The sequence below is a fragment of the Campylobacter concisus genome, assembly GCF_002165785.1.
Lineage (GTDB): Bacteria > Campylobacterota > Campylobacteria > Campylobacterales > Campylobacteraceae > Campylobacter_A > Campylobacter_A concisus_W.
In genome coordinates this window covers 17,130-31,527 of sequence record NZ_NDYO01000001.1, presented here as the reverse complement: position 1 = coordinate 31,527, position 14,398 = coordinate 17,130, and the positions used below count along the sequence as shown (strand labels likewise).

13 protein-coding genes are annotated in these 14,398 nt (G+C 38.0%); 5 read left to right on the top strand and 8 right to left on the bottom strand.

Features of this window, described 5'->3' with window-relative positions; translation table 11 throughout:
- Positions 1-3: 3 nt before the first annotated feature.
- Genes B9N62_RS00155 through alaS form a run of 4 tightly spaced genes read right to left on the bottom strand, consistent with a single transcriptional unit; the run spans position 4 to position 5,523 of the window.
- Positions 4-1,932 (bottom strand): transglycosylase domain-containing protein, encoded by a 1,929-nt coding sequence (locus B9N62_RS00155; RefSeq protein WP_087583852.1) that lies wholly within the window; start codon positions 1,930-1,932, stop codon positions 4-6.
- Positions 1,929-2,471 (bottom strand): septum formation inhibitor Maf, encoded by a 543-nt coding sequence (gene maf, locus B9N62_RS00150; RefSeq protein ID WP_087583851.1) that lies wholly within the window; start codon positions 2,469-2,471, stop codon positions 1,929-1,931. Before maf ends, B9N62_RS00155 begins: the two co-directional genes overlap by 4 nt.
- Positions 2,468-2,968 carry a 3-isopropylmalate dehydratase gene (locus B9N62_RS00145; protein WP_087583850.1) on the bottom strand — a complete coding sequence of 167 codons (501 nt, stop codon included), beginning with the start codon at positions 2,966-2,968 and terminating at the stop codon, positions 2,468-2,470. Before B9N62_RS00145 ends, maf begins: the two co-directional genes overlap by 4 nt.
- Complete coding sequence (gene alaS / locus B9N62_RS00140; protein WP_087583849.1) at positions 2,965-5,523, bottom strand: alanine--tRNA ligase; 2,559 nt, start codon at positions 5,521-5,523, stop codon at positions 2,965-2,967. Before alaS ends, B9N62_RS00145 begins: the two co-directional genes overlap by 4 nt.
- A gap of 167 nt (positions 5,524-5,690) precedes the next feature.
- Here alaS and B9N62_RS00135 point away from each other — a divergent pair, with 167 nt between their 5' ends.
- From B9N62_RS00135 to B9N62_RS00125, 3 genes are read left to right on the top strand one after another with little or no spacing between them, the layout of a single operon-like run.
- Positions 5,691-6,560, top strand: a complete 870-nt coding sequence (locus B9N62_RS00135; protein WP_087583848.1) for a Gfo/Idh/MocA family protein — start codon at positions 5,691-5,693, stop codon at positions 6,558-6,560.
- Positions 6,560-7,513: a ferrochelatase gene (gene hemH / locus B9N62_RS00130; RefSeq protein ID WP_087583847.1), complete on the top strand. Its 954-nt coding sequence runs from the start codon at positions 6,560-6,562 to the stop codon at positions 7,511-7,513. The genes B9N62_RS00135 and hemH overlap by 1 nt, the downstream gene beginning before the upstream one ends.
- Positions 7,514-7,563: 50 nt before the next feature.
- The gene (locus tag B9N62_RS00125) at positions 7,564-8,025 is read left to right on the top strand and encodes a response regulator (RefSeq protein ID WP_087583846.1); all 462 of its coding nucleotides are present in this window, start codon (positions 7,564-7,566) and stop codon (positions 8,023-8,025) included.
- A gap of 54 nt (positions 8,026-8,079) precedes the next feature.
- Here the strand turns inward: B9N62_RS00125 and B9N62_RS00120 are convergent, their stop codons facing one another.
- Genes B9N62_RS00120 through B9N62_RS00105 form a run of 4 tightly spaced genes read right to left on the bottom strand, consistent with a single transcriptional unit; the run spans position 8,080 to position 11,720 of the window.
- Complete coding sequence (locus B9N62_RS00120; protein ID WP_087583845.1) at positions 8,080-8,547, bottom strand: phosphatidylglycerophosphatase A family protein; 468 nt, start codon at positions 8,545-8,547, stop codon at positions 8,080-8,082.
- Positions 8,548-8,555: 8 nt separating this feature from the next.
- Positions 8,556-9,737 (bottom strand): sulfate adenylyltransferase, encoded by a 1,182-nt coding sequence (locus tag B9N62_RS00115; protein WP_087583844.1) that lies wholly within the window; start codon positions 9,735-9,737, stop codon positions 8,556-8,558.
- The gene (locus tag B9N62_RS00110; RefSeq protein ID WP_087583843.1) at positions 9,715-10,605 is read right to left on the bottom strand and encodes a response regulator; all 891 of its coding nucleotides are present in this window, start codon (positions 10,603-10,605) and stop codon (positions 9,715-9,717) included. The genes B9N62_RS00115 and B9N62_RS00110 overlap by 23 nt, the downstream gene beginning before the upstream one ends.
- Positions 10,602-11,720: a bifunctional 2-C-methyl-D-erythritol 4-phosphate cytidylyltransferase/2-C-methyl-D-erythritol 2,4-cyclodiphosphate synthase gene (locus B9N62_RS00105; RefSeq protein ID WP_087583842.1), complete on the bottom strand. Its 1,119-nt coding sequence runs from the start codon at positions 11,718-11,720 to the stop codon at positions 10,602-10,604. Before B9N62_RS00105 ends, B9N62_RS00110 begins: the two co-directional genes overlap by 4 nt.
- A 148-nt stretch (positions 11,721-11,868) precedes the next feature.
- Between B9N62_RS00105 and thiC the strand changes: the two genes are divergently transcribed.
- Both thiC and B9N62_RS00095 read left to right on the top strand, forming a co-directional pair.
- Positions 11,869-13,167 (top strand): phosphomethylpyrimidine synthase ThiC, encoded by a 1,299-nt coding sequence (gene thiC / locus B9N62_RS00100; RefSeq protein ID WP_087583841.1) that lies wholly within the window; start codon positions 11,869-11,871, stop codon positions 13,165-13,167.
- Positions 13,161-14,261, top strand: a complete 1,101-nt coding sequence (locus B9N62_RS00095) for an Mrp/NBP35 family ATP-binding protein (RefSeq protein WP_087583840.1) — start codon at positions 13,161-13,163, stop codon at positions 14,259-14,261. Before thiC ends, B9N62_RS00095 begins: the two co-directional genes overlap by 7 nt.
- Positions 14,262-14,398: the final 137 nt, after the last annotated feature.

Below are 14,398 nucleotides of genomic sequence, written 5' to 3'. Positions count from 1 at the left end.
TTCCTAAAATAATAATCCATCGTTTTCTTGATCTTGTATGATGTCATTTGCCGGTATATTTTGAGGTAGCGGTGAGTCATTTGTGTAGTATTCGTCACTGCCACCATAATAGCCTTTATAAACACCATCTGGCTGCTCAAATGCACGTCTTAAAGTAGGATAAAGTTTAATATAGCCTTCCATAAATTTCTTAAACACAGGTGCGGCTGTTCTACCACCGCCTTCAATCTTTTTCATAGGGCTGTTGTCGTCATTTCCGTACCATATTATCGCTTCGATATCAGGTGAGTAACCACAAAACCAAGCATCGATGTTATTATTTGTTGTGCCGGTTTTGCCTGCTATTTGGATGCCGTTTATTTTAGCGTTGCGTCCAGTGCCGTTATTTACGACATTTTGAAGAAGTGTCGTCATCAAAAATGCCTGCTCAGGTTTTAGCACCTGCTTCTTTTGTGGCTCATAGTCCATCGACGCACCAAAGCTATTTTCTATATGCTTAATAAGTGTTGGCTCAACCATCTCACCCTCATTTGGGAACATCGAGTAAAATTTTGCAAAATCAAGTGGCGAAATCCCAAAACTTCCAAGTGCGATAGATAAATTTTCAGGAATATCGTTAAAGCCCATATCTGTAAGCTGTTTACGAACCGAGCTAAGACCAAGATCGTTTAGCAAATTTATGGTTGCGAGGTTGCGTGACTGGGTTATTGCTGATTTTATAGTGATATATCCTTGGAAGCCACCACTATAATTCTTTGGCGTCCACTCTTTACCATTTCCCATGTCAAATGTCCTGGCGATATCAGCTACTTGAGAAACGACTGAGTATCCGCTATCAAGTGCTATTTGATAGATAAATGGCTTAAAACTAGATCCTGGCTGGCGCTTGCTTTGAGTGGCACGGTTATAGCTGCTTTTTGTGTAGTCAATACCGCCAATCAGTGCCAAAATTTGACCACTTTGTGGATGAGTGACGACGATAGCGCCATTTAGCATCTCTGGATTTGCCTTTTTATCTCTTTTTAAAATTTCATTGTAGCCATAGACTAGGGCGTTTTGCGCGATCTTTTGCACGTTTAGATCAACTGTACTTTGTATCTTATAGCCACCAGTTTTTATATCGTCAAATTTCTTTGAAGCCTCTTTTATTATCTCATCGACTACATAAGGGGCTTTATTTCTTGTGAGTGTATCGTCAAAGACCGCTGGCTCTTCAAGCACGCCCTTGCGGTACTCGTCTTCGTTTATCCAGCCGATGCTATACATTCTCTCAAGTACTCTATTTGCACGGCTAAGTGATAGGTCAAGGTGCTTTGTAGGATCATAAGTGCTTGGAGCCTTTGGCAAGCCAACTAGCATGGCAACCTCTTTTATGCTTAGCTCATTTAGCTCTTTTCTAAAATATCCCTCAGCTGCTGTTTTTATGCCGTAGTAACCATGTCCAAAATAGACGTGATTTAGGTATCTTTCGATGATATCTTCTTTGCTAAGCTCGCTTTCAAGCTTCATGGCAAGCACAATTTCTTTTATCTTTCTTGTAAATTTCTTCTCACGGCTTAGAGCCAAATTTTTAATGAGCTGTTGTGTTAGTGTTGAAGCACCCTCGACCAGCTTTCTAGCTTTAATATCTTTTATGGCAGCTCTTGCCATGGCTTCTACGTTTATGCCACCATGCTCAAAGTAGCTCGTATCCTCGATAGCCACGAGTGCTTCGATGACACGTGGTGGGATGTCGTTATATTTTACGTAAATTCTATTTTCTTCAAAGATATTCGCGATGAGTTCGTTGTTTCTATCAAAAATTTGCGTTGTAAGCTTTGGTTTATAATCAATAATAGCGTAAGCATCAAATCTAACTTGTGAGTAAAAATATAAAAATGCTCCGCCAAGCGAAATGGCAACTATAAAGATAAATGCCAGGATATATTTCATAAAAATGCCTTTAATATTTTTAAATTTAGTCCCATGGCTGTGCTGGTTTCGCCGTGTTGGGAGATGATATATTTTTTATTAAAATTTTCTATCGTCATGGCTCCAGCCTTGCCTTGCCACTCATTATTTTTTATGTATTCATTAAGGTCATACTCGTCAAATTTTTTAAATTTATACGTAGTTTTACTTACGTTTATAAGCTCAAATTCGCCTAAAAATATCATCGCTGTATAGACGCTGCATTCGTTGCCACTTTGTAAATTTAGCATGGCAATCGCTTCTTTTTCGTCCTTTGCTTTACCTAAAATTTTATCCCCACACGCCACACAGCTATCTGCAAAGAGCAAATTTTTAAGACCCATGTTTTCTTTTAAAAATTGTTCTTTTTTAGCTTTTACGACATTTTGGACATAAATTTCAGGCTTTACATTTTTTTCTATCTTGCTCTCGTCAAACTGGAAAGAAATTTGAGTGAAATTTATACCAGCATCTTTTAATAAATTTGCCCTTGTTTGCGAGCTTGAAGCAAGTGTTATCATAAAAATACCTTATAGCTTATACCAAGATAAATAGCTGCTAGAGAAGCTAATAAATTTAGCGGTGTGAAGTAATAAATTATAACGATCAAACTCTCGTTTAGCTCGATCATTTCATGCGATCTTAGTGCTTTTAAGGCCTTTTTGTATCTATAAAATATATAGCTTAAATTTAATAGCAAAAATAGTTCTATTGCGCATTTTGTTGCCACCATTGCACTTGCCATAGGATTTGTCAAATTTGCATCATAAAATCCAAAAATTATAACCACACTTGTCGCTATCACGCAAAGGATTAGTATGAAAATCGCAATGCCAAAGCGTCTTATAATATGAAGTAAGATGTGATAGCGTTCCTTGTCTTCAAATTTATTTTTTATAAAGTAGCTTCCAACAAGTATAAGACCGGCTTGTAGCCCCACAAAAAGAGCTACAAAGCATACATGCAAAAATAGTACTACTTGGTCAAATTTTATAAAAGCTATATCGTAATGACTCATTTTTCTAAGGCTTGCCTTGCGTACTCAAGTGAGTCTTTTATCGCATCTTCTATCATTGATGCATCTTTGCCACCGGCTGTTGCAAAGTCATCTTTGCCACCGCCATTGCCGCCTAGAATTTGTGCTGCAAATTTTACCCAAGCACCAGCTTTTAAAGGAGCATTTTTAACGCCAGCTGCAAGAGAAATTTTGCCACTCTCATCGGCTTGGATTAGCAAAATAGCAGCACTTTCATACTCATTTTTAAACTCATCTATCAAAGTTTTTATATCTCCACCATCTACGCTTGTGACGCAAAGCTTGGTTTTATTTATGTCTAAATAGACTAGCTCATGAGAATTTTTAGCATTTTTTAGTTTATCTTTTAAAACTCTTAGTTCATTTTTTAGCTTTTTGACCGCATTTAGTGGCTCGGTGCTTTTTAGCTCATCTTTTAGCTCATCAATCTCGGCTCTAAATGATTTTGCTAAATTTAGCGCAGCTCTTGAGCAAATAGCCTCGATACGCCTAACGCCAGCACTTACGCCACTCTCTTTTGTGATGAAAAACGATCCGATCTCATCTATATTTTTAACGTGTGTACCACCACAAAGCTCTTTGCTGACATTGCCAAAGCTAACGACTCTCACATCATCAGCGTATTTTTCATTAAATAGTGCGATAGCTCCGCTATTTTTAGCATCTTCAAGCTTCATAAGCTCTGTTTTTGAGTTAGCGCCGTTTAAGATCCACTCATTTACAAGGTTTTCGACCTTTGAAATTTCTTCGCTAGTAAGCGCCTTTGGATGAGAGAAGTCAAATCTTAGCCTATCTGCCTCGACACTTGAGCCAGCTTGAGCGATGTGTGTGCCAAGCACGCTTCTAAGGGCTGCGTGAAGCAAGTGTGTGGCGCTGTGATGTCGCGCAGTCTGGGCTCTATCACTGCCCACTTCAAGCTCAACTTCGTCGCCAACTTTTATTGCCATGCTAGTTTTCACTAAAGATAAATTTAGCCCATGAAATTTCTCAGTATCAAGTACATCTGCTTTGCCTACTACCTTACCGCTATCGCCGCATTGACCGCCGCTTTGAGCGTAAAACGGAGTGACATCAAACATCACCCAGCCCTCTTTGCCAGCGTCTAGACTATCTACATTTTTAAATTCTTCATCAAGTAGGGCTAAAATTTTGCTTTTGCTCTTAAGCTCTTCGTAACCTATAAATTTATTCTCGCCAAATTTTTCAAGTAGCTCTTTAAAATCGCCCTTTGCGCTCTTGTCGCCACTGCCTTTCCAAGCAGCTTTTGCGCGTGCTTTTTGTTCGCTCATAAGCTCATCAAACCTTGCCTCATCGACCTTTAAGCCCTTTTCTCTAAGCATATCAGCCGTTAGATCAAGTGGGAAGCCAAATGTGTCATAGAGCTTAAACGCAGCCTCCCCGCTAAAAATTTCTTTTGTATTTTTAAGCTCGCTCTCAAATAGCTCTAAACCGCTTGCGATAGTCGCTAAAAATCTCTCTTCTTCAAGCCTGATCTGCTCTTTTACAGCCGCTTTTTTCTCATTTAGATAGGTGTAGTGCTCGCCCATAAGCTCGCAAACTTTATCGACAAGCTTATACATAAATGGCTCTTTTATACCTAGCAAGTATCCATGGCGGATCGCACGGCGTAAGATACGGCGAAGCACGTAGCCACGGCCTTCTTTGTCAAATGTCGTACCCTGAGCTAGCAAAAATGTAACCGAGCGGATATGATCGCTTATGACGCGGTAGCTAGCGCCACTTTCATAGACGTATGGCTTGCCACAAAGCTTTGCTACTTCGTTGATGAGTGGCATAAAAAGTGAGCTATCGTAGTTGCTAAATTTACCCTGCAAGATAGCTGTAACACGCTCAAGTCCCATACCTGTATCGATACTTGGCTTTGGTAGTGGGCTTAGCTTGCCGTCCGCACTTCTTTCATACTGCATGAAAACAAGGTTCCAGATCTCTAAAAATCTATCGCCATCGCCACCCATGTAGTCTTCAGGTGTGTTAAAGTGTTCAGCGCCTTGATCGTAAAAAATTTCACTGCAAGGGCCGCATGGTCCAGTATCGCCCATTTGCCAGAAGTTATCATGGTCGCCAAAGCGGTAAATTCTCTCTTTTGCGATGTGAGTGCTCCAAATTTCAAATGCTTCATCATCACTTTCGTGAACGGTCACATAAAGCTTATCTTTTGGTAGTTTTAACACCTCTGTAACAAATTCCCAAGCGTAAGCGATCGCCTCTTTTTTGAAGTATTCGCCAAAGCTAAAATTTCCAAGCATTTCAAAAAATGTGTGGTGGCGCGCTGTGTAGCCGACGTTATCTAGGTCGTTGTGCTTGCCGCCAGCTCTTATGCAGGTCTGACAGCTAGTGCGGATAGGTGGTGTTGGGCGTGGCACTTCGCCTGTGAAAATGCTCTTAAATGGCACCATGCCAGCGTTTGTGAAAAGTAGTGTTGCATCGTTTGGCACGAGTGGCGCAGAAGCTACGACTTCGTGACCTTTTGATTTAAAAAAATCAAGATATGCCTTTCTTATATCTAAATTTTGCATTTTTATCCTCGTTAGTTTTAAATTTTGCTCGATTTTAGCTAAAAATCGTTTGTAAATTTATAAAAAAATACAAAATTAATTTTTGCTTAATATATTTTATAAATTTATTTGTTTAAAAGCGATTTGCAATTAAAATAGCCTAAAAATTTATAACTAAAAGGTCTTTAGTGAAACTCAAAATTGGCATTGTTGGATACAATCTAGTTGGCAAGCGGCACTATATAGAGCTGAGGCGTTCTGACAAATTTGAAGTTTGTGGAGTTTTTGATAAAGAAAATAGAGATGATGCTTGCAGAGCTCCGTTTTTTGATGAGTTTAAGAAATTTATAGAAGTAGCCCAGCCGCAAGCTGTCGTACTTTGTCTGCCTCAACATGAGATAGTAGAGGCCTTTTGTCAGTGTGCAAAATATTGCCAAAATATCTTGATTTCAAGGCCGATATTTAAAAGTGTAAGCGAGCTAAAAGAGATAAAATATGCTTCAGTGGTAAATAAAGTAAGAGTTTGCACCGGCGTTGATGAGCGCTTTAATCCGACCATCGTTTCATTAAAAAAGGCACTTTTAAAAGAAGAAGAAATTTATAGCATTTCAATTGCACATTTTAGACCACTTTGTGAGGGAAATATTATAAATGAGCTTTCGCTTTGTGATATAGACCTTGCGAAAAATTTAGTAGATAGTGAAATTTGCAGCTTTTTTTATACTCAGGCAAATAAAACAAATACCAAAATATGCGACAATGTTGGAATTAACATTAAAATGAAAAATCAAATTTTGGTGAGTATTACTGATTCTTTTTGTGGCTCTTTAGAGCGTTTTAAAATAGAAGTAAATGCCAAAGAAGGTGTTTATTTTGGCGATCTTATTGATTACAAACTTCACAGAGTAAATGAAAATGGTCAGATGAATTTAAAAACCGATCCTTTAAACAATGAAATAAAAGCCCAATATGATGCCTTTTATGATCTTTGTCAAAGCGGCGAAAGTAGCGAGCTTTCAAGCATTGATGATGCGATAAAAATTAAGGAGTTGTTTTGATGAAAAAGGCACTTTTGCTTTTAAATATGGGTGGGGCAAATAGCCTTGCTGATGTAGAAATTTTTCTAAAAAATATGTTTAATGACCCTTATATTTTAGGTATAAAGAATAAATTTTTAAGAAAATTTGTAGCTTTTATGATCACAAAAGGTAGGCTAAAAACGGCTAAGCATAACTACGAACAAATAGGTGGCAAATCGCCTATTTGCGAGCTTACAGCTAAGCTTTGCGATAAAATTTTAGGCTTACAAAATGAGTTTGATGCAGTTGATTTTGCGATGAACTATACTTCACCATTTGCAAAAGATGTGCTTAAAAAATACGAAAATTTTGATGAGATAGTGCTTTTGCCACTTTATCCTCATCATTCACAAACTACGATAACTTCGAGTTTAGATGATTTTAAAAAAGCAAAAGATGAGCTAGAGGTAAAGGCTAAAATTTTGCTTTGCGGGCCATTTTATGATGATGAAATTTATAATAAAATCATAATCTCGCACATAAATGAAGCTATAAATAATATAGATATAAGCGATATGGAGCTTATCTTTTCGGCTCATTCGTTGCCTCAAAAAATTATCGATAAAGGTGATGTCTACGAAAAACATATAAATGAGCATGTGCAAATTTTAAGCAAAATGATAAAAGATAGTGGACTAAACTTCAAAGAGATAAATTTAGCCTACCAGTCGCGTCTTGGCCCTGTAAAATGGCTAGAGCCATCACTAAATGAAATTTTGGCAAAGTGCAAGAGTAAAAAGGCTCTTGTCTATCCACTCTCTTTTTGTATAGATAACTCTGAGACCATTTTTGAGCTAGTTATTGAGTATGCAAAGATCGCAAAAGAGCTAAATTTTAGCTTCTACAAGGTTGTTTGGTGCCCAAATTTTAGTGATGAGTTTGCTAGTTTTATCTTACAAAAAGCAAAAACAGCCAAAGAGATTAACTTTTAGGAATAAATCTTGCTTATAAAATATATCTCAATACAGTAAAAAGGAGATATATGAAAGTACAAAATAACGACATAATCGATTATTTATTGCAATCAGGCTCAAGCAAAACTAAAGATAAAAAAAATAGTTTTGACGAAATTTTAAACCTTGCTATGGATAAGATCACAAGCGATGCAAAAATTTCAGATAAAGTTGAACAGTTTAAAAAAAGGCTTACTGAAATCGGCGCAGTTGGTTTTATAAGCGAGCTAAATTCTAACAAGATAGAAGAGAAAATAGCCCAAAAGAAAAAGGAGCTAACTGAATTTCTAGGCATAGATGATCCCGCAAAAACACAGGATCAAAAAAATGAGCTGCTTAAGATAATGGATAAAATTTTAAGTGATTACCGCAAAGAGCTAAATGTAGCACTTGCCAATCAAGCTCTGCTAGAGAAGCAAAAAAATCTTAATAGTAAGAGTAGTAGCTCGGTTAATCTAAGTTCTGTTTTAAATGAGCTAGGACTTGCTTAAAAATTTATATAAAAGATATTTAAGCCTATATAACTTTGCCAAAAATCTATATTTTTACGGCAAAGTTATGCCAAATTTTATAGCAGCCCCGTATATTATTGCGCTAATTAATCCAGCAAAAAAACCAGCTACCATATCATCGACCATTACGCCAAGTCCACCTTTTACATTGCGGTCGATCCTGCCTATTATCGAAGGCTTTTTAATATCAAGCACTCTAAAAAGCACAAGTGAGAGTATTAGCTGAGAGATCGTAGCTCCGCTAATGGCAATAGCAAGCCAAACTCCAGCAACTTCGTCTATAACGATAAAACTTTCATCGTGAGAATTTACCTTTTTTTCAAAATCATCTATAACACTAATGCTTATCAAAAAGAGTAAAATACTAGCTAGAAAAAGCGTGGTTGATGATAAAAAATAAAGCACAAAATAAGCTACCACAGCGCCAGCTATAGAGCCCCAAGTACCAGGCGCTTTTGGCAAAAGTCCAAATCCAAAAAAAGTTAAAAATAGTTTTTGCATAAATTTCCTTAAGTCATCGATGATGTTTGATAAAGCTTCATAAGCTCTTCGTAAAAGTCACGGTCAGTTTTGTTTTCAAGTAATCCTGAATTTACAAAAAGATCATCACAAAGCTTTTGTACGTCTTTGAAGCGATTTGTAAAGAGTTTGCTTAAAACTAGTGCAGAAATTTCTGGCCTCACAAGAATGGCTGGAGGCATGATGCCGTTAAACAGTAGCTCTTTTATAACATCTGGGTGATATTTGATCTGATGATGTTGTCCGTGCGGGCAACTTTTGGTGCTAACTAGTGTCTTGCATTTATTGCAATAAACTAGCTCTGGCAGCACGATTATCTCTAAATTTAGGTCGTTTTTATAAATATCAAGAATTGTATGAGCTTCATTGTGATCAAAAAACATTCCAATCCCTGAGTGGTTTTGCCCGATGACTAGTTTATTTGCCCCAAATCTTGAAGCAGCGATACACTCAAGTGTAGGATTTGCATGTGAGCTAAAAAGAGTCGTGTTTTTTAGAGCAAAGACAAAGACCTTTTTTATCGGCAAATAATTTTGTATAAAATAGTCTAACACTTGCTTTCTAATCTCGTAATCAACGTGCTTTTCTTCGCGTGTTCTTATTAAAAAAATGATTACTAAATCAGCTTTATCAATAGTCATTCTAACAAGGCGCTCGTGAGCTCTATTAAATGGATCAGCCGTTAAAAAGACCGCCGTTATCTTTTTAGCGCCATCTTCTTTTATTAGATCGTTTAGTGCATTTTTACTTATTTGCATACTTTCATCATAAAGCTCAAATTCGCCACTAATGCCGTATTTGCCTAAATTTAGCTCTTTATCATTGCTAGCTTCGTTTGCTAAAAATATATTTTTAGCTCTCATGTTCTCGTCAAATTTAAAGACCTTGGCAACATTGATGTGCCCAACAATCTTACCATCAAGACTTAGATTTACCTTTTGTCCAGGAGTAAGCTTGCTGGCAATATTTTGATTTAGCTCGCCAAATGGAGCAAATCCAAAAGAATACGGCATCGGCTCGCCGTTAAAATAGCCTTTTTTGCTCACCTCTTTTATCTGTTCATCGTCCATCAGCGAGTCGTAATCTGAGAGAATTTTATTTTTTATTAGCTCCAAAGCACCAAAAACTTCGGTATTTATAGAAATTTCGCTATTTTTTCTTGCTGACGTCATATTTCTTTCTCTTTTCCCAAAGTGATTTTCTAGAAATTCCAAGCTTTTTGCTAAGTTCTGTATCAGGAAATTTATCTTGATAATTAACGATTATGTACTTTATATATTCATCGATCGTAACGATCTCATCGATATTGAAATTTTTATCTCGTCCTGAAAGCTCAAGCTCGTCAAATGGTGCTTTTTGTGCAAAATCGCTAGTTGAGATCGCAACCTTTTTCTTTTTGCAAATTTCTAAAATTTTCTCTTTTTCTTCTTGTTTTAGCTCCTCTAAATTTGTCATATAGATTAGCTCGTCACCATTTTTGGCTAGTGCCTTTTCAAGTTCAGAGAAACAGGCTTTACCTAAAAATAAAAATGGCAATTTGCAAGCTTTTACGTAGCTAAAAATAAATTTATCGCTGTATCCGCTTTTGCTTGATTTTAAAAGCAGTGGAAATTTTATCTTTTTTGCCTCAAAGCTAGAAATTTCGTACTCTTTTAAAGCGTAATTTACGTAGCTTTCATAGTTTTTGATTTCGTTTTTGAAATTTCTAAATTCCTCAAAATGCTTTATCTTTCTAACTAGCTCTTCTATCATAAATGGCTTTTGGATGTAATCAATCGCTCCTGCTTGGATTGGTTTTAGCACAGTGTCACTATTGATATAAGCGATTAGTAAAATAATGATAGAGTTTTTAAATTTTTCGATAACAGGGTAAAAATCCTGCCCTGGGAGTGTGGTAGAAAGTAACACTACATCAAAATTTTCAAACTTCAATGCCTCTTTAACGCTCTTGGCAATCTCACAGTCGTAGCCAAAATCAGCTAGCTTACTAGCCATCGAGCCAGCTAGGTAAATTTCATTTTCTACTATTAAAATTTTCATATTTGCTTCCAGTTATAAAATTTAAGGCTAGCGCTTGCCATTACAGCGACCCCTTCGCATCTGCCAACAAAGCCAAGCCCTTCAGTAGTCGTTGCTTTTACATTTATGCGGCTTTGGCTTAAATTTAGAGCTTTTGCGATATTTGCCTCCATTTTTGATTTTAGTTTTGAAATTTTTGGTTTTTGTGCCATTATCGTGATATCAGCGTTTGTTAGCACAAAACCCACGCTTTGCACCCTTTTGTAAGCTTCCTCAAGCAAGTAAATGGAGCTAATATCTTTAAATTTAGCATCCGTATCAGGAAAAAGCTCGCCTATATCGCCAAGTCCAGCAGCTCCCAAGATAGCGTCAGTTAGCGCATGAAGCGCCACGTCGCCGTCGCTGTGAGCTTTTAGCCCAAACTCATAGTCGATCTTCTCGCCGCAAAGAATTAAAGGACGGCCCTTTTCAAACTCATGCACATCAAACCCATTTCCCACAAAGACTTCATTTTCGGGCTCTTTTAAAGCAGAAATTTTGGCAAGATCCTCTTTGTAAGTGATCTTTCTTGCCATCTCATCACCTAAAATTTGCCATACGCTTGCGCCAATGGCTCTCATGGCTGAGCTATCATCTGTGTAAATTTCGCTGCCGCTAAGAGCTTTTTTAAGAAGTGCTGTGCGAGAAAGTTGTGGTGTTTGGATAAGTTTTACCTTATTTCTATCAACCACATTTTCGCCAAGATAAGCAGTGTCTGCGATCTTTAGCGCTGGAGCTACACAATCAGCCTGAGACGCAGCTTCGATGATTTTGTGAAAAAGCTCGCTTGAGATACAAGGGCGAGCGATGTCGCTAACTAGGACAAATTCGCTATTTACTAATTCAAGCGCGTTTTTTAAGCTATCTTGTCTGGTTTCACCGCCATCAACAAATTTATAATTTGGAGCAAATTTTGACATATATTTGCACTCTTTGCTAACGACAATGATCTCTTTAAATGTGTAAAAGTTACTCAAATTTTTAGTAGCAAATAGCCAAAGTGGATCGCTTCCTATTCGAAGCCATTGCTTCTTTACTGGTAGCTCAAAACGGCTAGAATTTCCTGCTCCAAGCATTATAAGTGATATATCAAGCAAGATAACTCCTTTAAAAATTGTTACAGAATTATACATCTCAAAACTTCAAAATTTCTTTTTAAAAAAAGTAAATTTTTAAAGCCTATTTATTTAGTTTAAATCAAAAAAGGACTAAAATGAGGTTTTTAAAAATCAAAAAAGGCCTTATATGAGAGATAAGACGCAGATGTATTATGCTAGGCGCGGCGAGATAACGCAAGAGATGAGCTATGTGGCAAGGATCGAAGGGCTTGGTGAAAATTTGGTGATGGATGAGGTTGCAAAAGGTAGCATCATCATCCCATCAAATATAAATCATAAAAATTTAAAGCCAATGGGCATAGGCAGAAAGCTAAAGACAAAAATCAATGCAAATATCGGCAATTCAAGCTTAAGTAGCGACATTTGCGCTGAGCTTAGAAAGCTTGAAATTTGCCTAGAATTTGGCGCTGATACGGTTATGGATCTAAGTACGGACGGCGATTTGGACGCTATTAGAAGTGCGATCATCGAGCATTCAAGCGTGCCAGTTGGCACAGTGCCTATGTATGAAATTTTAAAAGAGGCAAAAGAGGTTACAAATATCACAAATGAGCTCATTTTAGAGATACTTGAAAAACAAGCAAAGCAAGGAGTTAGTTACTTTACGATACATGCTGGATTTTTGCGTGAGTTTTTGCCGCTTGTTAAAAAGCGTAAAATGGGCATAGTAAGCCGTGGTGGCAGTTTAAGCGCAAGCTACATGTCAAAGCTAAATAAGCAAAATCCATTTTATGAAATTTTTGATGAAATTTTAGAAATTTGCGCTAAATATGACGTCTCGCTCTCGCTTGGCGACGGACTTCGCCCAGGCTGCCTTTTTGATGCGACAGATGAGGCACAGCTTAGCGAGCTAAAGGTGCTTGGAGAGCTTACGCTTAGGGCGTGGGAAAAAGATGTGCAGGTGATGATAGAGGGCCCTGGTCATGTGCCATTAAATCAAATTGAGTATAATATGAAAATCGAACAAGAGCTCTGCCATGATGCCCCATTTTACGTGCTTGGGCCGCTTGTCTCAGACATAGGTGCAGGATACGATCATATCACCTCGGCGATCGGTGGCACAATGGCAGCATATCACGGCGCTAGCATGCTTTGCTACGTGACACAAAAAGAGCACCTTGGCTTGCCAAACGAAAATGACGTAAGAGAGGGCATCGTAGCTCACAAGATAGCGGCTCACGCTGCAGACGTCGCACTTGGCAAGGCGGGAGCGATAGAAAAGGATCACGAGATGAGCGATGCTAGATACGCATTTGACTGGAACAAGCAGTTTGAGCTAAGCTTTGATCCAAAAAAGGCTAGAGAGCTTCACGATGAGAGCTTGCCGGAAGATGCGTTTAAGAGCGCTCATTTTTGTTCGATGTGCGGACCAAAATTTTGTGCATATAAAATTTCAAAAGATCTAGAAAAAGGAGAAAAATGTTAAATAAAGAAGAGGTCTTAAATAGGCTAAAAGGTGTTATATATCCTGGTTTTGAAAAAGATATAGTTAGCTTTGGCTTTGTAAAAAATATAGAAATCGGCGATAAAATTTTAATCGAAGTCGAGATCGTCAGCTCAAGCCCAGAAGTGGCAAATGAGCTAAAAACGGACATCAAACGTGTCATGGGCTCAAACGAGTATGTGCTAAATTTGATCCAGCCAAAGATACCTGAGGAGAAAAGTAACACTCAAAGTGGCAAAAATATCGCGCCACAAGTTAAAAATTTCGTAATGGTAAGCTCAGGAAAAGGTGGCGTTGGTAAATCAACCACGACTCTAAATTTAGCTATCTCAATGGCAAAACTAGGCAAAAAGGTTGGAATTTTAGACGCTGACATCTACGGACCAAATATCCCAAGAATGCTTGGCGAAGTAAATACTCAGCCACAAGTCGTTGGCAACAAGCTAAAGCCGATACTTAGCCATGGTGTCGAGATGATGAGTATGGGCGTTTTGATGGAAGAGGGCATGAGCCTTATTTGGCGTGGCTCGATGATAATGAAAGCTATCGAGCAGCTATTAAAAGACGTGCTTTGGAGTGAGCTTGATGTCTTGTTTCTTGATATGCCTCCAGGAACGGGCGACGCGCAGCTAACTCTAGCTCAAAGCGTGCCAGTAACGGCAGGCGTCTGCGTCACAACACCACAAGTGGTAGCACTTGACGATAGCAAACGTGCGCTTGATATGTTTGAGAAGCTTCACATCCCAATCGCTGGTGTCATCGAAAATATGAGTGGTTTCATCTGCCCAGATAATGGCAAAGAGTACGATATCTTTGGCAAAGGTACGACTGAAGAGGTAGCAAAAGCTTATAACACTCAAATTTTAGCCGAAATCCCTATCGAACCAGCTGTTCGTGTGGGCGGCGATAATGGTAAGCCAGTTAGCTTTTACGAGCCAAACTCAGTCACTGCAAAACGCTACGAGAGTGCGGCTGCTAGACTTTGGGAAGTGATAGAAAATATAAATAGTGATGGCGGAGCTGATAACTCAGCGATCCAACCAGTAAATGACGGCAAGAGTGCTTGCTCGAAGTAAAATTTACAAAAGATAAAATTTAGAGCAAATTTTAAAATTTGTTCGTTTAAAGTTGGCTACCAAAATTTAGCTTTGCTTGATGCTTGGCTTAAATTTTGGATCCAAAATGCAATCATTTAAAATTTAATAGGAGAAAA

Excerpts from the sequence above, each read along its gene's own strand:
- B9N62_RS00095 (WP_087583840.1), top strand. The coding sequence starts at position 13,161 with ATGTTAAATAAAGAAGAGGTCTTAAATAGGCTAAAAGGTGTTATATAT.
- hemH (WP_087583847.1), top strand. The coding sequence starts at position 6,560 with ATGAAAAAGGCACTTTTGCTTTTAAATATGGGTGGGGCAAATAGCCTT.
- maf (WP_087583851.1), bottom strand. The coding sequence starts at position 2,471 with ATGATAACACTTGCTTCAAGCTCGCAAACAAGGGCAAATTTATTAAAA.
- B9N62_RS00115 (WP_087583844.1), bottom strand. The coding sequence starts at position 9,737 with ATGACGTCAGCAAGAAAAAATAGCGAAATTTCTATAAATACCGAAGTT.
- thiC (WP_087583841.1), top strand. The coding sequence starts at position 11,869 with ATGAGAGATAAGACGCAGATGTATTATGCTAGGCGCGGCGAGATAACG.
- alaS (WP_087583849.1), bottom strand. The coding sequence starts at position 5,523 with ATGCAAAATTTAGATATAAGAAAGGCATATCTTGATTTTTTTAAATCA.
- B9N62_RS00110 (WP_087583843.1), bottom strand. The coding sequence starts at position 10,605 with ATGAAAATTTTAATAGTAGAAAATGAAATTTACCTAGCTGGCTCGATG.
- B9N62_RS00155 (WP_087583852.1), bottom strand. The coding sequence starts at position 1,932 with ATGAAATATATCCTGGCATTTATCTTTATAGTTGCCATTTCGCTTGGC.
- B9N62_RS00125 (WP_087583846.1), top strand. The coding sequence starts at position 7,564 with ATGAAAGTACAAAATAACGACATAATCGATTATTTATTGCAATCAGGC.
- B9N62_RS00120 (WP_087583845.1), bottom strand. The coding sequence starts at position 8,547 with ATGCAAAAACTATTTTTAACTTTTTTTGGATTTGGACTTTTGCCAAAA.
- B9N62_RS00145 (WP_087583850.1), bottom strand. The coding sequence starts at position 2,968 with ATGAGTCATTACGATATAGCTTTTATAAAATTTGACCAAGTAGTACTA.